17 protein-coding genes, 1 tRNA gene and 2 pseudogenes are annotated in these 23,315 nt (G+C 70.1%); 10 read left to right on the top strand and 10 right to left on the bottom strand.

All coding sequences use genetic code 11. The annotated features are described in order from the left end of the window. Positions 1–100: 100 nt before the first annotated feature. The 4 genes and pseudogenes from AB0C82_RS29250 to AB0C82_RS29235 all read left to right on the top strand — a co-directional run bounded on the left by AB0C82_RS29250 (position 101) and on the right by AB0C82_RS29235 (position 2,522). On the top strand, positions 101–796 hold the full coding sequence (locus AB0C82_RS29250) for a response regulator transcription factor (protein ID WP_362847576.1): 696 nt from the start codon (positions 101–103) through the stop codon (positions 794–796). Beyond that, positions 789–1,879, top strand: a pseudogene (locus tag AB0C82_RS29245) (HAMP domain-containing sensor histidine kinase). The gene AB0C82_RS29250 and the pseudogene AB0C82_RS29245 overlap by 8 nt, the downstream one beginning before the upstream one ends. Before the next feature lie 188 nt (positions 1,880–2,067). Further along, positions 2,068–2,217, top strand: coding sequence for a hypothetical protein (locus AB0C82_RS29240; RefSeq protein WP_362847990.1), 150 nt, complete (start codon positions 2,068–2,070; stop codon positions 2,215–2,217). Then, positions 2,214–2,522: pseudogene (locus tag AB0C82_RS29235) on the top strand (DUF6228 family protein). The gene AB0C82_RS29240 and the pseudogene AB0C82_RS29235 overlap by 4 nt, the downstream one beginning before the upstream one ends. Before the next feature lie 110 nt (positions 2,523–2,632). Here the strand turns inward: AB0C82_RS29235 and AB0C82_RS29230 are convergent. The 4 genes from AB0C82_RS29230 to AB0C82_RS29215 form a co-directional block, all read right to left on the bottom strand. Next, positions 2,633–3,637 carry a winged helix-turn-helix domain-containing protein gene (locus tag AB0C82_RS29230; RefSeq protein ID WP_362847573.1) on the bottom strand — a complete coding sequence of 335 codons (1,005 nt, stop codon included), beginning with the start codon at positions 3,635–3,637 and terminating at the stop codon, positions 2,633–2,635. A 79-nt stretch (positions 3,638–3,716) separates the two neighbouring features. After that, positions 3,717–4,649, bottom strand: coding sequence for a hypothetical protein (locus AB0C82_RS29225; protein ID WP_362847571.1), 933 nt, complete (start codon positions 4,647–4,649; stop codon positions 3,717–3,719). A 45-nt stretch (positions 4,650–4,694) separates the two neighbouring features. Continuing rightward, positions 4,695–5,201: a peptidase inhibitor family I36 protein gene (locus tag AB0C82_RS29220; protein WP_362847568.1), complete on the bottom strand. Its 507-nt coding sequence runs from the start codon at positions 5,199–5,201 to the stop codon at positions 4,695–4,697. Between the two features lie 774 nt (positions 5,202–5,975). Beyond that, entirely contained in the window at positions 5,976–7,529 is a 1,554-nt protein-coding gene (locus AB0C82_RS29215) for a glycoside hydrolase family 43 protein (protein WP_362847565.1), read from the bottom strand. 726 nt (positions 7,530–8,255) lie between these two features. Here AB0C82_RS29215 and AB0C82_RS29210 point away from each other — a divergent pair. After that, on the top strand, positions 8,256–9,488 hold the full coding sequence (locus tag AB0C82_RS29210) for a PP2C family protein-serine/threonine phosphatase (protein ID WP_362847563.1): 1,233 nt from the start codon (positions 8,256–8,258) through the stop codon (positions 9,486–9,488). 277 nt (positions 9,489–9,765) lie between these two features. Here AB0C82_RS29210 and AB0C82_RS29205 read toward each other — a convergent pair whose 3' ends face one another. Then, on the bottom strand, positions 9,766–10,911 hold the full coding sequence (locus AB0C82_RS29205; protein WP_362847560.1) for an epoxide hydrolase family protein: 1,146 nt from the start codon (positions 10,909–10,911) through the stop codon (positions 9,766–9,768). A gap of 63 nt (positions 10,912–10,974) precedes the next feature. Between AB0C82_RS29205 and AB0C82_RS29200 the strand changes: the two genes are divergently transcribed. From AB0C82_RS29200 to AB0C82_RS29185, 4 genes are all read left to right on the top strand, one after another. Further along, positions 10,975–11,973 (top strand): YafY family protein, encoded by a 999-nt coding sequence (locus tag AB0C82_RS29200; RefSeq protein WP_362847557.1) that lies wholly within the window; start codon positions 10,975–10,977, stop codon positions 11,971–11,973. A gap of 377 nt (positions 11,974–12,350) precedes the next feature. Then, positions 12,351–14,843: a bifunctional serine/threonine-protein kinase/ABC transporter substrate-binding protein gene (locus tag AB0C82_RS29195; RefSeq protein ID WP_362847554.1), complete on the top strand. Its 2,493-nt coding sequence runs from the start codon at positions 12,351–12,353 to the stop codon at positions 14,841–14,843. Between the two features lie 161 nt (positions 14,844–15,004). Continuing rightward, positions 15,005–15,556, top strand: a complete 552-nt coding sequence (locus AB0C82_RS29190; protein ID WP_362847552.1) for a hypothetical protein — start codon at positions 15,005–15,007, stop codon at positions 15,554–15,556. Between the two features lie 378 nt (positions 15,557–15,934). Then, positions 15,935–16,053, top strand: a tRNA-Glu gene (locus tag AB0C82_RS29185). 596 nt (positions 16,054–16,649) lie between these two features. On the opposite strand, the gene AB0C82_RS29180 is transcribed toward AB0C82_RS29185, so the two are convergent. Both AB0C82_RS29180 and AB0C82_RS29175 read right to left on the bottom strand, forming a co-directional pair. Next, complete coding sequence (locus AB0C82_RS29180; protein ID WP_362847549.1) at positions 16,650–17,378, bottom strand: DUF1775 domain-containing protein; 729 nt, start codon at positions 17,376–17,378, stop codon at positions 16,650–16,652. Between the two features lie 58 nt (positions 17,379–17,436). After that, entirely contained in the window at positions 17,437–17,826 is a 390-nt protein-coding gene (locus AB0C82_RS29175) for a hypothetical protein (RefSeq protein WP_362847546.1), read from the bottom strand. Positions 17,827–18,359: 533 nt separating this feature from the next. On the opposite strand from AB0C82_RS29175, the gene AB0C82_RS29170 reads away from it, so the two are divergent. Beyond that, positions 18,360–19,496 carry a cation diffusion facilitator family transporter gene (locus AB0C82_RS29170; protein WP_362847544.1) on the top strand — a complete coding sequence of 379 codons (1,137 nt, stop codon included), beginning with the start codon at positions 18,360–18,362 and terminating at the stop codon, positions 19,494–19,496. A gap of 101 nt (positions 19,497–19,597) precedes the next feature. Here the strand turns inward: AB0C82_RS29170 and AB0C82_RS29165 are convergent, their stop codons facing one another. The 3 genes from AB0C82_RS29165 to AB0C82_RS29155 form a co-directional block, all read right to left on the bottom strand. Next, complete coding sequence (locus AB0C82_RS29165) at positions 19,598–20,143, bottom strand: MarR family transcriptional regulator (protein ID WP_362847962.1); 546 nt, start codon at positions 20,141–20,143, stop codon at positions 19,598–19,600. A gap of 96 nt (positions 20,144–20,239) precedes the next feature. Continuing rightward, entirely contained in the window at positions 20,240–20,866 is a 627-nt protein-coding gene (locus tag AB0C82_RS29160; protein WP_362847542.1) for an SRPBCC family protein, read from the bottom strand. A gap of 56 nt (positions 20,867–20,922) precedes the next feature. Next, positions 20,923–23,310, bottom strand: a complete 2,388-nt coding sequence (locus AB0C82_RS29155; RefSeq protein ID WP_362847539.1) for a xanthine dehydrogenase family protein molybdopterin-binding subunit — start codon at positions 23,308–23,310, stop codon at positions 20,923–20,925. Between the last annotated feature and the right edge of the window lie 5 nt (positions 23,311–23,315).

The raw sequence follows: 23,315 nt of genomic DNA, 5'->3' as shown, positions 1-23,315 counted from the left end.
GGGCTCGAACTCATGCCGCCAGTGAAATCGACCGGATGTTGCCGACCCGTATGCGGTTTTCGATACGCCGGCGATACGGGACGGCTCGTAGCCTGAGGACATGCGTGTCTTGATCGTCGAGGACGAGCCCTTCATGTCGGAAGCCATCCGCGACGGCCTACGCCTGGCAGCGATCGCGGCCGACATCGCGGGGGACGGCGAGACCGCTCTGGAACTGCTCGGCGTCAACGCCTACGACATCGCCATCCTCGACCGCGACATCCCCGGCCCTTCCGGCGACGAGATCGCCAGACGCATCGTCGCCTCCGGCAGTGGCATGCCGATCCTCATGCTCACCGCCGCCGATCGTCTCGACGACAAGGCATCCGGGTTCGGACTGGGCGCCGACGACTACCTCACGAAGCCCTTCGAGCTGGGGGAGCTCGTGCTCCGTCTCAGGGCGCTCGACCGCAGGCGTGCGTACGCCAGGCCTCCCGTACGCGAGATCGCGGGCCTGCGCGTGGATCCGTTCCGCCGCGAGGTCTACCGCGACGACCGTTACGTCGCGCTCACCCGGAAGCAGTTCGCCGTTCTCGAAGTCCTCGTCGCCGCCGAAGGCGGAGTCGTCAGTGCCGAAGAACTCCTGGCACGGGCATGGGACGAGAACGCCGACCCGTTCACCAACGCCGTACGCATCACGGTCTCCGCACTGCGCAAGCGACTCGGCGAACCCTGGCTGATCGCGACGGTGCCAGGCGTCGGCTACCGCATCGACACGGGGCCCGGCGCCGGTCGTGAGGGTGGGGACCGTGGATAGGCGGCGCGGGTTGAGCGTTCGCCTCAAACTCACTCTGAGCTACGCCGGATTCCTCTTGGTCGCGGGCACCTTGCTGCTCGCCACCGTGTGGGTGTTCGTCCTGCGTGACCTGCAGGTCGTCTCGACCCGCCCCGGACAGTTCGAGCCCATCCGCAACGTCATTCTGCGCGCCTACGCCCCGGTGACAGCCGTGATGCTTGTGTTCCTGCTCGTCCTGGGTCTCCTGGGAGGATGGATTCTCGCCGGCCGTATGCTCGCCCCGCTGACGCGCATCACGAAGGCACCCGAACGGCCGCGAACGGATCGCTCTCGCACCGGATCCGGCTGACGGGCCGCAGGGACGAGTTCCGCGAACTCGCCGACGCCTTCGACATGATGCTCGCGCAGCTCGAAGCACACGTCGCCGAACAGCGGAGATTCGCGGCCAACGCCTCTCACGAGCTCCGCACCCCGTTGTCGGTCTCGAAGTCGCTGCTCGACGTGGCCCGCGCCGATCCGGACCGCGCCGCCGACCCACTCATCGACCGCCTCCACACCGTCAATACCCGAGCCATCGACCTCACGGAGGCTCTTCTCCTGCTCAGCCGCGCCGACCGGCGCTCCTTCACCCGCGAACACGTCGACCTGTCCCTCATGGCGGAGGAAGCCACCGAAACACTTCTCCCCCTCGCGGAAAAGCGCGGCATCGACCTGGAGACCGACGGTGATGTCGCCCTCACGCTCGGATCGCCGACGCTCCTGCTTCAGCTGACCACGAACCTCGTACAGAACGCGATCGTCCACAACCTGCCCGAACACGGCAAGGTGTGGGTCCACACCAGCGTTCACCCGAAGGCCGTGGTGCTCACCGTCGAGAACACCGGCGAGCAGCTCACCTCCCAGCTGGTCTCCACCCTCACCGAACCATTCCAGCGCGGTACCGAACGCATCCACACGGACCACGCAGGCGTCGGCCTCGGTCTGGCCATCGTCAGAACCATCACGCTGGCGCACGGCGGAACTCTGACCCTCACCCCGCGCGCCGCCGGCGGGATCCGGGTCATCGTGGAACTGCCTGTGGTGTCCCAGCACGCTGACAAGTGAGGAATCGCGGTACGGCTCACCTGACATCTCGGAGCTGGCAGAGGTTGGCGCCCGCCCCACACGGAGTGAGGCGAGCGGGCCCCTCGTCCGGTCGGTCAGGGCGCACCCGAGCTGCCCGAGCCCCCTTCCCTGCGTCAGCGGCTCATTTCGAGTGACCACAGAGAGGGCTCCGACCTGGCGTTCCGCCCATGCCCTCCCCGGACGACGACACCGGCGACAGTTCCCGCGTGACCGTCCGCTGCCAGGACAACGCCTCCGTCGGCGTGACCTTCCGCGACCGGTACAGCTTCGACGCGGACGCCGTGCACTATGCCGTCGAGCTGGAGGCCCGGGGCTGAGCGCTCGCGTCGACGAGGTCGTCGCATGGATCTGGGACAGTGATCCCGCCCTGTTCCTGGACGAGCTCGCGGCCGACTACCGGGGATGGGACGGCGCACGGAGCCGGCAGACCGACGACCGGGACTTGGCGGTGTCGGCCGAATTCCGCTCCGGCGGGTACGTCGCACTGACCTGGAGCGTGCGGCCGTGGCCGTAGGCCGCCGGCGGCTGGGGCGCATCGGTGACCACCTGGCTGGAGGCCGGCGAGCAGATGGCCTCCCTGGCGGCCGACGTCCGGCACTTCCTCGCCGGGGACCAGAGGTGACAGCCGGCATCCTGTCACCTGGAAGCTGAGGTCACCCGGATGGGCCGACTGCGCGGCCGAGGAGGATGACGGCGGCACCAGGCTTCGCAGAGAACCACGCAGGCGGTCGACTACGACACCTCCGCGCTCGGCACCGTCCCACTGAGCAGGGCAGCCCCCAGCGGCGTCAGGACATGCAGAACGATGCTGCTGTGCCGTTGGCTGTTGATGAGCTTCGCGTCCCGGAGCGCCCGCGTATGAAAGGTGACGGTCGCCGGGGAGATCCCGGCGAGCCGCGCGAGCTCGCCGGCGGAGGCTCCGTTCGCCACGGCGCGTAACAGCACAGCACGAGTGGTGCCGATCAGGGCCGCCAGAGGAAGCGTTTCGTCACAGCGTCGGCTGGTTGTCGCGGTCGCCTCGTGGTTGAGCGGGTAGATCAGCACCGGTGGAAGCGCGGGATCTGCGAGGGCGACCGGATAGTTCCAGCAGAAGTAGGAGGGCACCAGGGTCAGACCACGGCCGTCGAGATGGAGGTGGCGGTCCTCGGCCGGGTAGTCCACCTCCAGGACCGGTGGCCGCCAGCGCATCCTGGGCGTCAGACTGTCCAACAGCCCAGCGACGCCCCCGGAAAGCAGCGCACGGCTGCGCACCAGCCGTTCCGTCGTGACGCCCGCAAGGATCCGGTCTCCATGCGGTGCTATCACCGCGTCGTGGTACTCGCGCAACAGCTTGACCAACTCCTCCCGCTGGTCGTGCTCCGCGAACCGGCGCAGCCCCGGCGGTGTGGTGATCACCGTCCGGGTCAGCAGGTCGAGTTCGCCTTCGACGTGCTTCGCGGGCGCGTCCAGGACGGCCTTCAGCCCCGGCGTCAGCCCTGCCGCTCCTGCCGCAGGAGTGAGGAAGTCCGGGAAGTACGCCGCCCGCACGAACAGCGGCAGCAGCACGGTGCGTAACGCCCTGGACAGACCTGCCTCGTGGATGCGGGGGCCGAACTCTCGGAGCCAGTCGGCGTACGCCCAGCGCCCGTTGCGTGTCTGCAGCCGATGCAGGCTGCTCGCGATCTCCCACAGAGGATCAGGCCTGGTCGCGACCGTGACTCTGGCGAGGTCTGCGTCGGTGAAGTGGATGCGGAGCATATGGTCCCCCCAGAGCGGGCCGCGCCCAACGGTGTGCTCAAGCGGATGCGCACCGCGCCGGTTTCGTACCGGCGTCGCCTCAGTTGACCAGATCATCCGCCCGCCGGACAGCGTCGGTGCGCAGGGCAGCCAGCTCCTCCAGCTCCTTCGCCTGGGCGGCCGGCAGCTCCTTCGCGAAGTCGCTCAGGAGCCCTTGGACGGTCTGGGTCAGCCTGGCAGTGCCGACGCATCGCGCGTCCGCGACCGCGACCGCGATCTCCTGCTTCCTGGCGGCCGTTCCACTGCTGGACTCATGGGCGGCCGCGGCCTGTGCACGGGCCTGCGCCTGCGTGGCGAAGGGATAGCCGCTGCCGCGCATGCAGTCACCCCAGACCTCCATGGCGCGGCGGTAACGAGAGGCCTCGATGGCTTTGAAGTACAGGCGCACGTAGTGACCTTGCGGGACGAACTCGATGCGGGCAGCCGTGGTCGGTGAGCCGTAGAGCCGCCCCCGGCTCTCGGCGATGCAGCCGGCGGTGGGGAAGGTGAAGGTCTGGCCGCTGCTGATCGTCAGGGGAGCACGGTCGCTCGGCCCGCCGGCCAGTGCCCGTTGGAATCGCTCCCGCTGCCGGGCCGAAAGCGTCCGCAGATAGGCATCCGCACTGCTCTCCGACGCCGGCTTGCCGTCGGCCTCGCCCAGCCGGTAACCGCGGATGCGCCGTTGCTCAAGATCGGGGCGCCAGTCCTCGTCGCGATCGATCTGTGCCGGAGCGTCGAGCGCCGGATCGCGGAAGCCCTGCCGCCTCATGCACCTGTCGCTGAGCTTGAGCTCCGCCGTCCGGAGATGCTGCTGATCCGTGTAGTAGGAGTCGCCCTTGGTGAGCAGCGCGACAGCGGCCGTGCCGAGCGCCGGCTCCTTGTCCGAGGCATCGTCGCCTCGACCCGCCGGCTGCGCGGAGGCGCAGCCGGCGAGGCCGAGCAGCACGGCGACGACGATCGCGGGTCGCGTCAGGGTTGCGTATCGCGCCGGCATGGAGAGTCCACCGTCCCGTGGTGAGGAGATCCGCAGTGTGAGCGGCTAGCACCAGTTGTTGGAACGGATGTTGTCGTTCCAGTTCCCGGCGACGCCGTACCCCAGCGCGACGGCCGACAGGGAGTTGTAACCGGTCTGGCGCGATATGTTCAGCTTCGGGGTCTGGTAGTTCTCCAGGTAGTACACGTGCGCGGTGCAGCTGTTGCCGTTGTTGTACAGCGATGAGGCGCAGTCCTCCCAGGTGCCCGTCTGGCACGTCGAGTGGCTGTATACGCCCCAGTCGGCGTTGTTGCCGTCAAGCCTGCCCGGCCCGTCGACCCAGTTGTCGTGCACCCAGAAACACAGGTTGCCGGCCGTGCAGCCGGAGGGAGCGGCCAGGATTCCGGCGGTGGCAGGGGCGGCCGCGCCGGCGGACGGGCGGCCGTTGGACGATGTGTCCTTGTCCGCGGCGGCCGCGACCGGCACGGCAAGCACCACGGCGAACACCGAAATGATGGCGATCAGCAAGGTTCTCAGGCGCCGAAGCGGCACCTGCGAGATGGTTTTGGACACGTGCGTTCCCTTCGCTTGTCCCACATTCCGTCTGACTTCGCGAACGCTGCGACGAGGCTGCGACCAAATGCCTCGCAGGTCAATCGGCATATGGTGAACCTCGGCGCGCTTGCATAGTGCCCATGCCGAGAACCCGTGCGCCATGCTGTTTGACGGGCGTCAAAATCCGCAGCTTGAGGGCCGGTCAGGAGCGCTGGTCAGTCCGCCGGGCCGGACGGCCGTGCACGGCGGGACAGCGACCGCGGCGTCCTCGTCGGCCGGGAGCGTGTGCCGCTCGCGGTGTAGCTGACCGGCGGGAACCGGGATGACGTCTCCCTTTCGTGTCCCTCCTGACGGGCATCCCGTTCGGACCGACACGCGTGGGACGGCCACGCCGACGGCCTGATTTCCGTTCGGAGACCGCTGCCGAGACCACGACACGTGCCGACGTCCGGCCGGCGCCCTGGGTGACAGGCCGGCGGTCGATCGGCGCGGTGCTCCGCACGGCTCCGGCCTCGGGCTGCACCGCTGGGTTTCGCCGACCGCCCACGCATGACTTCCGCGGCGCTTGCGACCGGCACGCCGGCTGATCGGCTGATCGGCTCGGAGGTGGCGTGGTTGATCTGTCGTCGCCGCAGGTATCGGCGGATGCGACGAGAGGATTACGCCGCATGCGGGGGGGGGGAGGGCGGCAGTGAGGACGCCCCGGAGCGGGTGGCAGTCAGGCCGCCCGGAGCGTCCGAGTACCTCGGGACTCATCCCCCGTGTGTGAAGGATGAGTCCCGCCGGGGGCTCTCAGTGCTCGCCGGAGCCCGGCCGCAGTTCGAACCAGTCGAAGGCAGGAGCTCCCTGGGTCGCGTACATCCCGATGACCCGGCCGGTGAAGCCGCCGGCCACCTCGGTGGTGAGGTAGCGGCCGTCGAGTTCGGCGAGGATGTCGAAACTCCCGTCTTCGGTCTCGTACCCGAGACGGAGCGTGTCGGGGCCGCCGACGCGGAGACCGGATGGAAGCACGGCCCCGGGTCCCGTGGGGCGTGCCGTGACGGTGGGCGGCAGGATCTCGGTGGTCGTGATGTCGATCCGCAGCGTCAACGGACCGGCGGGCACGGCTCGTTCGGCGACGGTCTGGCGCACCGGACCGATACGGGCGACCGCCCGCACGATGCCGTCGGCGATCTCCACCTGGTAGTGGTGTGCCTCGTCGAGACGTACGGCGATTCCGCCCCGGTCACCTTCAGCCGCGTCGACACGTGTCCGCGCACTGCAGTCGGGATCGCGCTGACGTCGGCCCACGAACAGCGCGCCAGGCTTCTCCAAGCCGTCCGCGCGGGCGTGCAGCACCACATGGCCCGGCCGCGTATCGAGGCGTACGGCACCCGGGTGCTGCCGTCGCAGCGACATCCAGCAGGCGGCGAGTGCGGGAGAGTCGAAGTCGTCGCGAGCCGGCTCGGCCGGCCAGGGGTGCGGGGTCAACTCGGGTGCGGGGGAGCGGAGTTCCAGAGGTCCGGGCAGCGGCCACTCGTCCTCCCAGCGGACGGGCGCCAGGAACGTCTCCCGGCCCATTCCGTGGAACTTCGGGGTGTCACCGCGAGGCCGGGTGCCGAGCAGAACCATCCACCATGTGCCGTCATGTGCCTGCACGAGGTCGCCGTGGCCGGTGTTCTGCACGGGATGGCCCGTGCTGCGGTGGGAGAGTACGGGGTTGTCCGGGTGCGGTTCGAACGGCCCCGGCAGGTCGCGGGCACGGGCCACCGACATCGCGTGACCGCGTTCCGTGCCACCCTCCGACAGCAGCAGGTACCACCAGTCGCCGATCCGGTACAGGTGCGGGCCCTCCGGATACTGCAGCCCGCTCCCTGACCACATGGCCGTCGGTTCGCCCAGAAGCTCGCCTGTCTCCGGATCGATCCGCACGCCGCGGATCATCCCGTCGTGCGAGAACACGCACCAGCACCGCCCCGCCTCGTCCCAGGCCAGATCGGGGTCGATCCCGGGTATGCCGACCGGTACGGGCTCCGACCACGGGCCGGCGGGGTCCTTCGCGGTCACCACGATGTTGCCCGCGCCGGCAACCACGGTCGTGATCATCCAGAAGCGTCCGTCGTGGTACCGCAGTGTGGGCGCGTACACACCGCACGAGGACGGGGCCTCGTCGTCCAGCGCCAGTTGCGAGGGCCGGTCCAGGGCGTGCCCGATCAGCCGCCAGTGCACGAGATCGCGGCTGTGCCACAGCGGCACCCCGGGTACGTACTCGAAGCTGGACGTCGCCACGTAGTAGTCGTCGCCCACGCGGCAGACGCTCGGGTCGGGGCTGAAGCCGGGTATCACCGGATTGTCGAAGAACGCCATGTCCATCCTCGGATGGGTCGCGGTCACGCAGTCGGACGGGCGCCGGTGAAGGACTGACCGTCAGGCGTACGGGCCTCAACGGTCGATTGTTGAAGCGCTTCGAAGATCGCATCCGGCCAGCGGGCTGTCAATAACCTCGCGGTACAGCGCTCTATCCCGGAATCCGGGAAAGTGGCGGCCTCGCGACAGTAGCGGTCGGACGTGGCAGGCAAGGAGGGCTGTCGAAGCGCTTCGACACTCCGCTCGGAGTGTGACCCCGACCCAGGCCGGGTCTCCGCCTGACCGCTCCTTGCAGGCGATGGCCTTGTTGGAGGGCGAGAGGCGGTTCCCACGGGTACGCCGCCAGCTGAAGAGTTCTCGCACGGTCCGGTGGGGTGCGTGCGATGCTGGAGGTGCGGCTGACTCTCCGGGCTTCGTGCGGCTTCACTCCTCTCCCGAGAAGGGCTCGTCGGCGGTTTCGATACGCGGGCCGAGTGCGCACTTTCCGCATGCCCGGGGCGACAGTTGTTGCATGGCCATCAGCCGGCAGGATCGGGTAGGGCCGATAACGGTGACCGGCGTGGCTGTGTGCCGCGAGAGAGCTGGATGAGACGCGGAACGGCCGGCAGTGAACCCGGGGCGGGCTCCGGATGGCAGCCCGCCCCGGGGAGGCAGCGTCCAGCCTTACCCGTACGAGCATCCACCTGCGAGGGAACCATGAATGAGGCCCAGGAAGATCACCTGTTCATGGTTGACAGTCTGCTCGAGTCGAGTCACACCCTGACCCTTGAAGAGCTTCCCGACCTGGTGTCCCGCGCTGCGGCCCGCGCCGGTATGGAGAATGCCCACATCTACCTGGTCGATCTGCAGCAGGACACCCTTCACCTCCTGACCGGAGCCGGCCTCGACGCCGGCCGGACCACCGGCCGCGGCACGGATGCTGCCACGCTGCTCGTCGAGGACACCGACGTGGGCCGTGCCTTCCAATACCTCGAACCCGTCAACGCCACGACCGACCCGGCAGGAGGGGACGGAGCGGGACGATGGTGGGTTCCTCTGCTGGACGGCACGGAGCGCATCGGAGTCCTCGGAGCCGACCTCGGCCCCGGCGGGCATCGCGGGATCAAGGGCCTGGAACGCCTCGCGGAGCTGGTGACGCTCTTGGTGGTCAGCAAAAGGGATCAGTCGGATTCTCACGCCCGGCTCGTCCGCAACCAGCCGATGAACGTCGCGGCGGAGATGCAGTGGCATCTGCTGCCGCCCCTGTCCTTCTCCAACCACGGCGTGTCCGTCAGTGCCGTGATGGAGCCCGCCTACCAGATCGCGGGTGACACCTTCGACTACGGCATCGCCGACGACAGGCTCTACCTGGCGCTGTTCGATGCCATGGGCCACGACGTCGCAGCCGGCCTGACGGCCAACCTCGCATCCGCCGCCTGCCGCAACCTTCGCCGCCAGGACGTCGCCCTGCCTGATCTCGGTGCGGCAATCGAGGAGATCCTCATCCAGCATGCCTTCGGCGAGGACCGCTTTCTCACGGCAGTACTCGCCGAACTCGACCTGTCCACCAACGAACTGTCCTGGACCAACCACGGTCACCACCCGCCCGTGCTCATCCGGGACAACGCCTGGCACAGCACCCTGCACGGGCCGTCCAGTCACCCCCTGGGCACGGGCCTCGGCCTGCCTGTAACGGTGTGCCGCGAACAACTCAAGCCCGGTGACCGCGTGCTGCTCTACACCGACGGCATCACCGAGGCCCGCCACCCGAACGACGACACCGAATTCGGCCTCGAACGCCTCGTCGACTTCCTCATCCGGCACGCCCACGAAGATCTGCCCCTCGCCGAAGTCCTGCGCCGGCTCATTCACAGCGTCCTGGACTACCACCACGGCCGTCTCACCGACGACGCCACCGTCCTCGTACTCGAAGCGCGCCGTAGCGATACGTCACGGGAGACGGCCTGGCCCCTCGCCTGACGTCCTGTGCGGGGCACGAGGTTTGGTGCCCAACAGGCCGCTCGACCCTCCCGGTGGGGGAGGGGCCGGACCCGACCTGCCTGGCTGGGAGTGCCGCGCCCGGCCCTGCCCGGTCGGGAGGACCCGCCCGAACGCTGCCCAGCGGACGAGCGGATCGCCGTTGTCCGCCGGATCAACCGCCCGCACCGGAGGGCGACGGCGCCGGGTGCCCAGGCGGGACCCGGCGCGAGGCCGGTCGGCGGTCGGGCCGGGGCCGTAGCCCAGCGGCTAGGCGACGTCAGTCCCGGAGCGTGCCGAAGAACGCGCGCACTTCGGTGACGAACGCCGCCGGCTGTTCCAGCGCGAGGAAGTTGCCGCCGTGTTCCATCTCGCTCCAGTGCGTGACGTTGTGATCCCTCTCGGCGAAGCGACGGATGGCGATATCGGTCCTGAGCGCCACGGCCACGCCGGTGGGGACGGTGCCGCGGGGCTTGGGGGCCCAGGCGCTCGGGTCGTGGCCCGACTCGTAGTAGAGGTTGGCGGAAGAACCCGCCGTACCGGTGAACCAGTAGACGCTGATGTTGGTCAGCAGCCGGTCGCGACCCACGGCGTCCTCGGGGAGCTCGGCGGCCGGGTCCGTCCACTCCTTGAACTTCTCCGCGATCCACGCCAGTTGTCCGACCGGCGAGTCGTGCAGCCCGTACGCGAGAGTCTGCGGGCGGGTGGACTGGATGGCGTTGAACCCCATCTTGTCCTGCTGGAACGTCTCCAGTCGGCCCAGCCGCTCCTGCTCGGACTCGGTCAGACCTTCGAGCTCCGCGGGATCCCCGGAGGGGAAGGTGACCAGCCCGTTGACGTGCACGCCGACGACCCGGTCGGGCGCCTGGCGCCCCATCTCGGCAGCGATCCAGGCGCCGCCGCCGGTTCCCTGCACGCCGTAGCCGGTGTAGTCGAGCCGGCTCATCAGCTCGACGAACGCGCCCGCGATGCGGCCGGTGTTCCATCCTGCCTCGGCGAGCGGACCGGAGAACCCGGTACCCGGGGTCGACGTGACGACGACGTGGAAGTCCTCCGTCAGCGGCTGGATGACCTCGACGAACTGCACGAACGAGCAGGGCCAGTCGTGCAGCAGAAGCAGCGGGACGGCCGCCGGGTTCTGGGACCGGACGTGCATGAAGTGGATGTTCTGACCGTCGATCTCGGTGGTGAACTGGGGGAACTCGTTGAGCTCCGCCTCCGCCTTGCGCCAGTCGAAGCCGTCGGCCCAGTACGCGGCCAGTGCCTTGAGGTAGTCGGTCGGCACCCCCCGGCTCCAGCCGGTACCGGGGATCTCACTTCCCCAGCGCGTACGTGCCAGACGCTCGCGCAGGTCGACGAGGTCGGCCTCCGGGATGTCGATGCGGAACGGGCGGATCAGGGCGTCGGTACCGCTGTTGGTCTCCATGGGTAAAAAGGTATCCTCGATATAGGCACAGTACGTTCCTAATGGTCCGACAGGCTGGGCTTCATGCTTGATACCTCCGCGCGTCTGCTGCGTCTGCTCTCGCTGCTCCAGACTCCGCGCGCCTGGCCCGGATCCGAACTCGCCGAACGTCTGGGAGTGAGTGGCCGTACCGTCCGCAACGACATCGACCGGCTGCGCGACCTCGGCTATCCCGTGGACGCCACGCGCGGGGCCACCGGCGGCTACCGGCTCGGAGCCGGGGCGGCGATGCCGCCGCTCCTCCTCGACGACGAGGAAGCCGTAGCGGTGACGATCGCGCTGCGCACCGCCGTACAGGGCGCCGTCCCCGGCACCGAGGAGACCTCCCTCCGGACGCTGGGCAAGCTGGAACAGGTGCTGCCTTCGCGGCTGCGCCGACGCGTGCGGGCCCTTCAGACGTACACGGTGGCCGTACCGGCCGACCGTCCGGCCCCGACCGTCACCGCGGACGTGCTGACGACGCTGGTGTCCGCCTGCCGCGACCGGGAACGGCTGCGCTTCGACTACCTGGACCACGCTGGCTCGCCCACCCGTCGCCTGGTAGAGCCGTACCGGGCGGTGAACTGGGGGCGGCGCTGGTACCTGGTGGCCTGGGACGTCGAGCGCGAGGACTGGCGGACCTTCAGAATCGACCGGGTCAGGCCTCGTACGCCGACCGGCCCGCGCTTCGCCCCGCGCGAGATACCCGGGGGCGACGCGGCGGCTTATGTCTCCCAGCGCGTGTCCAGCGCGGCCTGGCGGCACTACGCGCGGGTGACCGTCCACGCACCTGCGGCGGCGGTGATCGAGCGGATCAACCCCGCGGTAGGCACGGTGGAGGCGGTCGACGCCGACAGCTGCGTCCTGATCACCGGCGCCGATACGGTCCAGACCCTCGCCGTCCACCTGGGCATGCTCGACCTAGACTTCGACGTCACCGAGCCCGAGGAGCTGGTCTCCTGCCTCCGGCGGCTTGGCGAGCGCTATGCCCGCTCGACACCGCCCGCATCTTCGTCGGTCGAGCCGGAGATCCGGAAGCCGTGAGCTGACCGCGTATGGCGTGAGGCGTGGGGCGTGCGGCGTGAGGCGTGCGGCGTCCGCGCCGGGTGTGGGCCCCCTCCTCGGGCGCGTCCGGCTTCCACGGCCAGTAGGACGAATCGGGGCGAGGGAGTTGGTGACTGACCGGCCGACCCGCGACCCCTCAAGCCGCAGACCCGCTGTCCGTCGTCCCGCCGAACCGCCGATCAGCAGGTCACCGGCGCGCTGACGCTGTCGGCCCGCCCCAGCACACGGTGCCGAATCCGGAGAAGCGATGACGGTGGAGCCGGTTCCCACGGCGTCACCATCCCGCACCGGGCCGCATCCGTGATCAAGCCATCGTTCTGTCACCTGATCAGCCCACCAGGCCCTACAGTATGCGCGTGACCGACCAGAACTCCGAACTCATCGCCGGCCGGTACCAGCTGGTCGAACTCATCGGCCAGGGCGGCATGGGCCGGGTCTGGCGGGGCGTCGACCAGCAGCTCTTCGGACGCGAGGTCGCCATCAAGGAGATCCGCTTCCCGGTGGGGCTGGACGACGGCGACCGCGCCATGCTGCTCCGGCGCTTCACGGACGAGGCCCGTGCGGCGGTCACTCTCAGCCATCCCGGCATCATCACCATTCACGACGTCGTGGAACACCGCGGCGCCCCCGTGATCGTCATGGAGTTCATCCGGGGGCAGTCCTTGGCTGCGGCCATCCGCCGGCATGGACGGCTGCCCGCGCAGCGGGTGGCGGAGATCGGCTCCGCCATGCTCGACGCGCTGGCCGAGGCGCACGCCGCGCGGATCGTCCACCGCGACATCAAGCCGGACAACGTGCTCCTGACCAAGGACCGCGTCGTCCTCACCGACTTCGGCATCGCTCACCTCGCGGACGCCACGACCAGGCTCAGCCACAGCGGGATCGTCATCGGCACCCCGCACTACATGCCGCCGGAGCAGCTGGAGGGCAAGCGCCCGACCCCCACCAACGACCTGTGGGCGCTCGGCGCCACCCTTTACCACGCCGTCGAGGGACGGCTGCCGTTCGACGCCGAGGGCATTCACGCCCTCGCCGTGGCCGTCTTCACCCGCCCCCACCAGCCGCCGGTCCACGCCGGCCCGCTGGCGCCCGTCCTGGACGCCCTCCTCACCAAGGACCCGGCGCGCCGACCGGAGATCGCCGAGGTCGCGGAGTTGCTGGCGTCGGCGCTGCAGGCATCCGGGCCCCGGACAGGCGCAACCGCCGAGGCCGATCAGCCCGTGCCGGTGCCCAGGCCCGTGCCCGACCCCGCACCAGCACCGGCACCAGCGCCGGATCCGGCGTCCGTTCCGGGCGAGCCCAGGGAGCACACCTCCACGCCCAGGGAGCACACCCCCACGCCCACGGAGCACGCCTCCCTTCCCACCGAACACGCCTCCCTTCCGGTGGAGCAGAAGGCCGAACTGCCGCCCCGGCCACCCCAGCAGACGCCTACGGTCAGGGACTCCCCGTCCGCCCCCCACTCTCCCCGCAGGCCCGAACCGAACAGGCCGGCCCCCAAGCCCGTGCCGCTGCCCACGACCACGTCGGAAGAGGTGGTCGCGCTCGGAGGGAGGGGCGACGCGGGCGACGCCGGCGGGGCGACCACCCGGCGGCACAGTGTCACCCGGCGCTCGACCGTTCTCGCGGTGGCGGTTGCCACGCTCACCGTCGGATCCGTCCTGGCCTGGACCTTCAACCGGGACGACCTGCCCGGCGGCGACGGTGCGGCGGGCAAAGGCTCCCCGGCTTCCCCGGTGACCGTGGTGATCGGGGTGGACGCACCACTCAGCGGCGCCCTGTCCCCCCTCGGCGTAGGCATCAGGAACTCCGCAGACCTGGCAGCCAGGACGGCCAACCGGACCCGGCACGTACCCGGCGTCAACTTCAAGATCAAGGCCCTGGACGACGAGTCCTCTCCCGCCGAGGGCGCACCGAACGCAGCCCGGTTCGTTGCCGACGAGGAGGTGCTGGGCGTCGTCGGACCGCTCAACTCCGCTGTCGCCCGGACCATGGGGGAGCCGCTCGCGCAGGCGAACCTGGTCAACGTGTCGCCGGCCAACACCAGCCCCGGACTCACGCTGGGCCCCCACTGGGCCGAGGGCACCAAGTCCCGCCCGTACAAGACCTACTTCCGCACGGTCGCCTCGGACGTCGCCCAGGGGCCGTTCGCCGCCCGGTACCTGCACGGAGAGATCGGGAGGACGAAGCTCTACGTCATCGACGACGGCGGCGACTACGGCACCACCCTCACCTCCGGGTTCACGGCCGAGTTCACGAAGCTCGGCGGAGCGGTCGTCGGCACAGAACAAGTCGACCCTGCGGAAGCCGACTTCGCGGGTCTCGCCGCGAGGGTCCGGAGTTCAGGAGCCGAGGCCGTCTACTTCGGCGGCTACTACACCACCGCGGCGCCGCTTTCCCGACAGCTCAAGCAGGCAGGCCTGGACATCCCGCTGATGGGCGGCGACGGCATGTTCGATCAGCAGTTCCTCGCGACCAATCCGAACGCCGAGGGTGACCTCGCGACCAACATCGGCGTACCCGCCGAGAGCCTCGCGGGGGGAGGGGAATTCCTCGCCCGGTACCGAAAGGCCGGGTATTCCGAGGAGGCAGGTTCGTACGGCCCCTACGCGTACGACTCGGCCTGGGCTGTCATCGAGGCGGTGAAGGACGTCGTGGCGACCCACGGAAGTCTCCCCAAGGACGCTCGGGCGAAGATGCCGCAGGCGGTGGCGGGACTGCGGTTCGACGGCGTCACGGGTCGCGTGGCCTTCGACGAGTACGGGGACACGGTCGATCCGCAACTGACGGTGTACGAGGTGGAGAGCGGCAACTGGACGACGATGAAGAGCGGCTCGCTCACGCCTTGACCGCCCTCGTGGAGGCTCCGTGGCTGTCGCACCCGGCGAAGCGGCGCTGCTCGATGCTGTGCGGGCCAGTATCCGGACACGTAAGGGTCCTGACTCTCCAGCTGCAGCCGCGAGCCCGATGTATAGCCTGTCGATCTGTTCGAACAGGATGAGGGTGGGACGTGGAGACACTCGTGGAGGGCGCGGTCGCGGAGGTACTTCGTGATCGGAAGGGTGAAGCGATCCGTCTGTACGTCGCCGCCTGCGCCGAACGCATGGCGCCGCTGTTCGTGGGCCTCCGGGCGTACGAGCCGGCGCGGGAAGCGGACCTGGACTTCTACGCTGAGTCCGTACGCGATCTCTGGTACGCCGACCGGCCGCTCGCCGACGCCGTCGAGCGCGTACGTCTGCTGGACCGGTTCCCTGAGCTTCAGCCGAACGAGGAGGGGATCACTGATGTCGCAGACACCTACGCCTTCTTCGCTGCTCTCAGTCTGCGGCATGCCCTCCTGGCCCATGGCTCGGGCGACGCCGATGACGCGGTGTCCTGTGGCCATGTGGTGCTCACCGCGATGGGGATGCTGGACCAGAATGTGGCGGGTGCCGGCCTTCTGGCCGAGGAACATCGTCTCCAGTCCCTCTCGCTGAGCGAAGACGTCTCAGGTCTGTGGGACGCGAGTGTCATGGCAGGGCGGGAGAGGCTCCGTGCCGTCTCGCACCGCCTACACCGTTAGGCACTCCCGGGAAGGCCGTGCCTCGTCGTACCGCAGTGGTCCACGACCCGGACCCAGCTTCCGCCGCTGGTCGTGGAGCCGGCGGACCACTCCTCCGGGTGCCGTCGGGTCATTACGGCATTGCTCGGCCGTCTACGGACGGGTGCACGGGTGCTGAACAGGCGGGTGCCAAGCGTGCCTGTACCGCACACAAGCGTGCGGAGAGACGCACCTGCCCCTGCGCGGCGGATGGGTCACCGGCCTACGCACCCACAGGCAGGCGCGGCCCAGACCTGGATGAGTATCACGGAGGGGTGGACGGGTGGAAAGGACTCGTCCGCAGAGGGCGATGTCTCTACCCTGGGTCGGAGCGGGGCTGCGCGCAGTCCCGCAGGTTGCGGTGCCGTGGCAGAGCGGCCCATTGCGATCGCCGTGAGCGAGGTCCCTCTCACGGCGACTGACGGAGACGGGGCGGGCCTGCTCCTATCTGTCCGCGGGTTCGAATCCCGTCGGCACGGCAGCCGGCCCCGGGCTCGGTTCAGCGCACCGGACTTGTCCTTCGGCCGGGTGCACGGAAGGTGGGCCCTCGCCCGCTTGGCGCACCAGCACTTCCGCAACCGACAACCCGATGCCAGCCGTTCAGCGAACGCGCCTCAGCCGATCGGCCCAGCGGCCGAGCCCCCATCGTGATCGACGAGGCGGCACATGAAGCGCTCGACGACCCTCAACTCCTGCCGGAGCGGCCTCCCCAGTGCGACGCCGCCAGTGGTCGTCAGGGGACAGGATGGGCGCCTTGCGTTCCGCCTGAGCTCGGACCTCTACGTACGATTCGTGAGCAGTAACCCGGAACGCCTCTTCATAGGAGGCCAAGGCGGCGCTCATGGCTCCGCCTGCGAGACCACGGCGACGAATACGTGATGCCAGCCAAGCAAAGAGGATCAGGACTGCGGCAAGGACCCCGACCAGGATCAGCAACGGCAAGAAGGCACCCATGGGCCTGAGCCTACGTCGTGGCTCCTTCACTCCTCCTGGTGCAGGCCACGCTGCGGCGAGCGCCCACCGGCCCCGGCCGGGCGCCCCGCGGGCGCGCGACCGCAGCCCGGATCGCTCCTGATCAGGTGCTGGTGGTGTTCGACCGGCGCTTGAACCACCACCATGCGCCGCCCGCCAGGGCGATGACCACGAGGGCCAGCGCGATGGGCAGCGCCACAGAGGTTCCACCTTCTTCAGCGTTCTTGTCATCCGCAGCCGCTGCCGGCGTGGTCTCCGCCGTAGCGGAAGGGGAGGGCGCGGGAGTCGCGGGAGCCGGAGTGGTGGGCTCGGCACTCGGGCTGGGACTGACCGGCTCGGCGCCGGGCGCGGCCGGTCGCAGGGTCAGTGTGGGAGCGGAGGAGCCGTGGCCGTGGCCGCCGGTCGACTCCTCCAGTTCGATCCAGCGGTCGATGCGACCGTCGCTGTACGACTGCAGGGTCTTGAAGGCGAGGGATTTCGCGTCCGGCAGCTGGCGGACGGTGACGGCGTACTCTGCGTCCTCGCCCGCGGGGACGGCCGGGCCCGCGACGGTGTACCCGTCGTCGCCGGCTGTGAACTTCCAGCCCTTGGGGCCTCCCTTGTAGGTGACGTCTCCGGGCACCAGTCCCTTGGGGAGGGTCACCTGGAGCTTGGTGATGCCGGCCGAGGCGGACTCGGACTCCGCGGCGAAGTTCAGGGTGACGTTCTGCGCGAGGGCGCGGGCGTCGTCCGCCTCGACCTCCACGTGGGCGGCTGCCGAGCCGGCCGCCCCTGCGAGAGCCGCGAGCACGGCGGCGGCGATCACGGAACTGCGGGCATGGGTACGGGACATGGGAACTCCTCGTGCGAGGTGCGGAAGCGTCGGTGCGCGCGACGCGCACCGGAAGGAATCAGATGACGGGGTTCGCCGGTGTCATCGGAGGTCCTCGGCGCACTACCGCGTGTGCCAGCAGTTCCCAGTGGCCGGGCCGGGAGGGCTCGCGCAGGCGTGTGGTGGGAGGTGCCTGCTGCCCGCACACATCGGGCGTGCCGATGGATGGCCGGAATCTGCGGAGGAGTTCGCGCAGGAGGACTCCGGCCGCGACTGCCGCCCGGCTCGCCCTCTCCGCGTGCTGGACGCCCCAGGCGACCAGCAGCGCGGCTGCCAGGTGGGCGGCCGTCATCGCCGTGGTGGCGTGCTGGGCGGTGTTCCAGAGCTTATGAGCCTGCGGCAGGGAGTTGTGCGCCGCATGGTGCACGATGTGCGCGCCCGAGGGTGCGGAGCGGTCTGTTGCAGCCACCAGTGCACACCGGCCTGAGCCGTCCCGTTGGCGGCCCACACCACGGTCAGCGACCGCGGCCGACGCACTACGGGCAACAGTGCCGCGGCGGCGAACAGCCCGGCCCGCCACGTCAGTCCGTGTCCGGAGACCAGGTGGTGGGAGCCGGCCGCGAGCGCGGTGCCTGCCACGGCGAAGACGGCGGCGCGGGCAGCGACGAGCGGCGCCCCGTCCCCGGGCCCAGGCCCGGTCCGGTGCGCAGTACGGGCACGCGAGACCGTCCACAGCATGGCGGACCCATCATGATCGATGCCCGGCCGGCCCAAGACGCGAACCGTGTCATCCGTTCGCTCCCGAGCGAGTGCCGCACATCCCTTGCCCATTTGTCAGCCGGCCGACCCCGCCTCGGCACATCCCCCGGCCAGAAGCGGCGGCCCTGAGCTGGACGGTGTCGGTCTGCTGCCCCAGCCGTGCTGTTGCGAGTGCATCGCACCTGGTCGCAGAGGGTATGACGGCCATAGCCGCAATCAGATCCGTGTGTCACGGTGGCGCACATGGAGGGTAATCAGCACACCCACACACACGTCCACCACTCCGAGCAGGCAGCGGCTCACGAGTCCGGCCACACGAACAAGGCACATCGGCACGGGCCGACGAGCTCCCGACCGGCGAGGCTGCGGCACCGACTCGCCCACCTGGTCACGCCGCACAGTCACGAGGCCGCTGACAAGGTCGATTCGGCGATGGAGACCTCCCGCGAGGGAATGCGCACCCTGTGGATCTCGCTCGCCGTCCTGGGAGTCACCACCGTCGTTCAGGGCGTCATCGTCGCTCTGTCCGGGTCCGTGGCGCTGCTCGGCGACACGATCCACAACGCCGCCGACGCACTCACCGCCATCCCGTTGGGCATCGCGTTCCTGCTCGGGCGCAGGGCGGCGAACCGCCGCTACACGTACGGATACGGCCGCGCCGAGGACCTCGCGGGCATCCTCATCGTGGCGACCATCGCCGCCTCCGCCGCACTGGCCGCCTGGGTGGCGATCGACCGCCTCCTCAACCCCCGGGACATCACCCATCTCTGGGCCGTCTCCGCCGCCGCGCTGACCGGTTTCGTCGGCAACGAGTGGGTGGCCCGCTACCGCATCCGCACCGGAAGGAAGATCGGCTCCGCCGCCCTCGTCGCCGACGGCCTGCACGCCCGCACCGATGGATTCACCTCCCTCGCCGTCCTCCTGGGATCCGGAGGCGCGGCACTCGGATGGCAGGCTGCCGACCCGGTCGTCGGCCTGCTCATCACCGCCGCGATCCTGTTCGTCCTCAAGGACGCCGCCCGAGAGGTCTACCGGCGCCTGATGGACTCCGTCGATCCCACCCTCGTCACCACCGCGGAGGACGCACTGCGCGCGGTGAAGGGCGTACGGGGCATCGGACCGGTACGGATGCGGTGGATCGGCCACGCACTACGGGCCGAGGCCGACATCGTCGTCGACGCACACCTCACCGTCGTCGAGGCCCACCGGCTGGCAGTCGCCGCCGAACACGCGCTCATCCACGCCGTACCCAGGCTGACCGCCGCGACCGTACACACCGACCACGTCCCCACCGCCGGCACCGACCCGCACACCGTGCTCGCCCACCACGCCGAGGGTCCCGGGGCGATGTCTGCGGTGGCCGGACAGGTCCACGTATGACGCACTCCGCCGGCTTGCGGCGATGAGGCGATGAGGCGATGAGGAGTGAAGGGGGGATGGACGGGCGGGCGGCGGACCGGGGCGCGAGTCCGCGAGCGGTCCTACACCGTCGTGCCGGTCGGTTCCTCGTCCGAGTCGACGATCGACTCCTCGAGCTTGCGCAGCAGTCGTGCGAGCTGGCGGCGCTCGGACGGCGACAGCCCGCCGAGCATCCGGCGTTCGTTGTCGAGATGCTCCGCGAACACGGTGTCCACCAGCGCGAGGCCCTTGTCGGTGAGACGCGAGTAGACGACTCTGCGGTCGTCTGCGTCCCGTTCGCGCACGATGAGGCCGTCCTTCTCCAGACGGTCGATCCGCAGCGTCACACCGGCCGATGACACCAGTCCGGAGTCCGCGAGCTGCCCGGCCGTCAGCCGGTACGGCGATCCCGAACGCCGCAGTGCGGTCAGGACGTCGAAGCCCGCCACGGACAGACCGTGACGGTCGATCGACGTGGTGAGCCGGGTGCTGTAGCGCAGGAAGGAGCGGTGCAGCCGAGCGAGGACCTCCAGCGGGCTGGTGTCCAGCTCCGGCCGTTCCCGCGCCCAGTCCTCGATCACGCTTGCGACGGCGTCCCGGTCCACCGGCCTCGATGCAGCCATGCCCATCCCCTCGTACGGCATCCGTCAGATTCTCACGGCACTGAGAATCTTACTGCTGAGGGGACGGAGCAGAGCCTGGCAGGGGCAGCGGCCCCTGCTCGCCTAGCGTGAACGCCGCCTCAGCGCCCGGATCACCACGACGGCGACCAGCACGGCCGCCGCGGGTGCGGCAGCCTTCCTGAGCAGGACGGGCAGCGCTGCCGCTCCGAGGTCCACCGCCTCCGGCTCGGCCGGGAAAGCCCCGGGGGTGCCCACACCTGTCGGTGCCGGGGAAGGGGCGCCCCGTCCGGTGTCCCGCAGCAGCTCTTCGAGGCGGGTGGCGAACTGCTGGACGATGCGGTCGCCGACCTCGGTCATGATGCCGCGGCCGAACTGTGCGGGCCGGCCGGTGATGTCCAGGTCCGTGCGGACCCGCACCCGGGTGCCGGCCGGGTCGGTGGCCAGCGTCGCGGTGACCGTGGCCGACACGGTGCCCGAGCCCCGGGTCTCGCTGCCGCTGAGACCGAGGTGCATCGAGCGGGCGGCCTCGTCCCGGGTGACGGTGCCCTCGCCCCGGTAACTCATCTGTACCGCACCGACCTTCACCTTGACGCGGCCGGTGAACGCGTCGCCGTCGAGGGTGTCCAGCACGGCGCCGGGCATACACGGAGCGACCCGGCCGAGGTCGAGGAAGAGCTTCCAGGCGTCGTCGGGTGCCGCCGCGACGGTGAAGGAGTGATCGAGCTGCATGTGTTGTCCAATCGGGGGAGCGGCCGGCCGGGACCGGCCGCGTTCGGGGGTCTGACTCAGCTGCGGCCGGCCGTACGGATCAGCTCCCGCACCCGGCTCGGCGAGAGCGGTCCTCGGCGCACGACGACGCCGAAGGGACGCAGTGCGTCCTCGACGGCGCCGGCCAGCACCGCCTGCGGGGCGATCGCGCCGCCCTCGCCGAGGCCCTTGACGCCGAGGTCGTTCATGGGGCTCGGCGAGAAGATCTCGTCCATGTCGAGGTCGGGAATCTCCGAGGAGGTGGGCACCAGGTAGTCCATGTACGTGCCGGTGCGGGGCTGGCCGTCGGGACCGTAGATCATCTCCTCGTAGAGCGCACCGCCGATCCCCTGGGCGATGCCCCCGGTGACCTGGCCTTCCGCGATCATCGGGTTGACGATGTTGCCCGCGTCGTGGACGACCACGTAGTGCAGGATGCTGACCTCGCCGGTGTGTTCGTCCACTTGGACGACGGCAGCGTGAGCGCCGCTCGCGACCGCGAAGCCCGGCGGCCTGAAGTGCACGGTCTCACTGATCTCGGTGCCGTGGCGGCCGTCGGTGGGTTCGGGGATGCCGGGCAGCGGAGCCCGTCCGGCCAGCTCGGCCAGGCCGATCGACGGGCCGCCTGGCTCCTTCGCCGCCACGACGCCGTCGCTGAGGTCGAGACGGTCCGCGGCGACGCCGAGGCGGCGGGCCGCCGCTTCGATGATCTTCTCGCGGACCAGCTTGCCCGCCCGGTGGGTGGCGTTGCCCGCGTTGACCAGGGCGCGGCTCGCGATGGTGCCCACTCCGAACGGGGTGGCCTCGGTGTCGCCGCCCGTCACGTCGATGATCCGCAGCGGCACCCCGATGGCGTCCGCGGCGATCTGCGCCATGGAGGTGCGGTGGCCCTGGCCCTGTGACGGGGCACCGATGGCCAGCCGTACCCGGCCGTCGGGGGCGAGGTCGATCCGCGCCGTCTCGAACGGACCGAGTCCGGTGGCCTCGATGTACATGGCGAATCCGACCCCGACGTGCCTGCCGTCTCGTGCGCCTTCGCCCTGACGTGCGCGGATCCCCTCGACGTCCGCCTTGGCGACGGCGCGGCGCAGCAGCTCGGGGAAGTCCCCGGAGTCGTAGGACTGCGGGCTGCCGGAGCGGTCCACCAGCCCGGTGGCGTACGGCATCTCGTCGGGACCGACGAGATTGCGTGCCCTCAGCTCCTCCGGAGCGAGGCCGAGTTCGGAGGCCAGCCGGTCCATCGCCCGCTCCATGGCGAACACCGTCTCCGGCCGGCCCGCTCCCCGGTACGGCGTGGCGAACGTGGTGTTGGTGAGCACGCCGGTCACCTCGATGTCCACGTGAGGGACGCGGTAGGGGCCGAGCAGGTGGCAGAGGGAGTTGTACGGCACGACGAGGCCGGTCATGTTGTAGGCGCCGAAGTTCACCGTGATCCGGTCGCGTACGGCGAGGATGCGCCCCTCGGCGTCCGCGGCCAGCTCGATGCGGTGGATCTGCTCCCGGGCGTGCGAGGAAGCGGTGAGGTTCTCGTTGCGGTCCTCGCGCCACAGCACGGGGCGGCCGAGCAGGCGGGCGGCGTGGGGGACCAGCAGCTCCTCGACGTAGAGGATGCCCTTCTGGCCGAAGCCGCCGCCCACGTCCGCGGCGATGACGTGGACCGCCGCCGCTGCTAGGCCGAGGGTGTGGGCGATGGCGTCCCGCAGGCGGTGGGGGGTCTGGGTGCCCGCCCACACGGTGAGCCTGCCGCTGTACGGGTCCACCCGTGCGGAGATCGCCCGGGTCTCGATCGGCGATGCCACGTACCGGTGGGCGTCGAAGCGTTCGCTCACGACCGCGTGGGCGCCGGCGAACGCCGTGTCGGGGTCGCCCACCCGGGCCGTGACGGCGACCGCGGTGTTGTCCGGCAGGTGCTCGTGCAGCAACGGCGCTTCTGCCGACAGGGACACCTCGGGATCGACGAGCACCGGCAGCGGGGCGTAGCCCACCTCGACCAGCTCCAGGGCGTCCTCGGCGAGGTAACGGTTCTCGGCGAAGACGACGGCGACCGGCTGCCCGACGTACAGGACCTTCTCCCGGGCGAGCAGCGGCATCGGGGTCATCCGGACCACCGGGTCCAGGAGTTCGGCGAGCCCCGGAGGCGTGCGGAGCTCCTCCTTGTTGAGCATCGCGGGCAGGTCGGCCACGTCGTCGCCGGTCCACACCGCGACGACCCCCGGGGCGGCCAGCGCGGCCGTCACGTCGACGGATTCGATACGGGCGTGGGCGTGCGGGCTGCGCAGGAAGGCGGCCTCGACGCCGCCGGGCAGGGCGATGTCGTCGACGTACCGCCCCTTGCCGCGCAGTAGCCGGTCGTCCTCGACGCGGGGGACGGAACGGCCGGTCCAGCGGCCCTCGCCCTGCTGGTGCGGGCCGGAATCGTGGGACATACGGG

Origin of the sequence: Streptomyces sp. NPDC048560 (genome assembly GCF_040650955.1) — a bacterium.
Classification (GTDB): Bacteria; Actinomycetota; Actinomycetes; order Streptomycetales; family Streptomycetaceae; genus Streptomyces.
The sequence above is the reverse complement of the archived record's forward strand: the minus strand, read 5'-3'. Positions and strand labels throughout refer to the sequence as shown.

Bases quoted from the DNA above. Each gene is read 5' to 3' on its own strand.
- AB0C82_RS29250 (WP_362847576.1), top strand. From the start codon at position 101: ATGCGTGTCTTGATCGTCGAGGACGAGCCCTTCATGTCGGAAGCCATC.
- AB0C82_RS29240 (WP_362847990.1), top strand. From the start codon at position 2,068: ATGCCCTCCCCGGACGACGACACCGGCGACAGTTCCCGCGTGACCGTC.
- AB0C82_RS29200 (WP_362847557.1), top strand. From the start codon at position 10,975: ATGCTTGATACCTCCGCGCGTCTGCTGCGTCTGCTCTCGCTGCTCCAG.
- AB0C82_RS29210 (WP_362847563.1), top strand. From the start codon at position 8,256: ATGGTTGACAGTCTGCTCGAGTCGAGTCACACCCTGACCCTTGAAGAG.
- AB0C82_RS29160 (WP_362847542.1), bottom strand. From the start codon at position 20,866: ATGCAGCTCGATCACTCCTTCACCGTCGCGGCGGCACCCGACGACGCC.
- AB0C82_RS29205 (WP_362847560.1), bottom strand. From the start codon at position 10,911: ATGGAGACCAACAGCGGTACCGACGCCCTGATCCGCCCGTTCCGCATC.
- AB0C82_RS29215 (WP_362847565.1), bottom strand. From the start codon at position 7,529: ATGGCGTTCTTCGACAATCCGGTGATACCCGGCTTCAGCCCCGACCCG.
- AB0C82_RS29155 (WP_362847539.1), bottom strand. From the start codon at position 23,310: ATGTCCCACGATTCCGGCCCGCACCAGCAGGGCGAGGGCCGCTGGACC.
- AB0C82_RS29180 (WP_362847549.1), bottom strand. From the start codon at position 17,378: ATGTCCCGTACCCATGCCCGCAGTTCCGTGATCGCCGCCGCCGTGCTC.
- AB0C82_RS29230 (WP_362847573.1), bottom strand. From the start codon at position 3,637: ATGCTCCGCATCCACTTCACCGACGCAGACCTCGCCAGAGTCACGGTC.
- AB0C82_RS29165 (WP_362847962.1), bottom strand. From the start codon at position 20,143: ATGGGCATGGCTGCATCGAGGCCGGTGGACCGGGACGCCGTCGCAAGC.
- AB0C82_RS29170 (WP_362847544.1), top strand. From the start codon at position 18,360: ATGGAGGGTAATCAGCACACCCACACACACGTCCACCACTCCGAGCAG.
- AB0C82_RS29225 (WP_362847571.1), bottom strand. From the start codon at position 4,649: ATGCCGGCGCGATACGCAACCCTGACGCGACCCGCGATCGTCGTCGCC.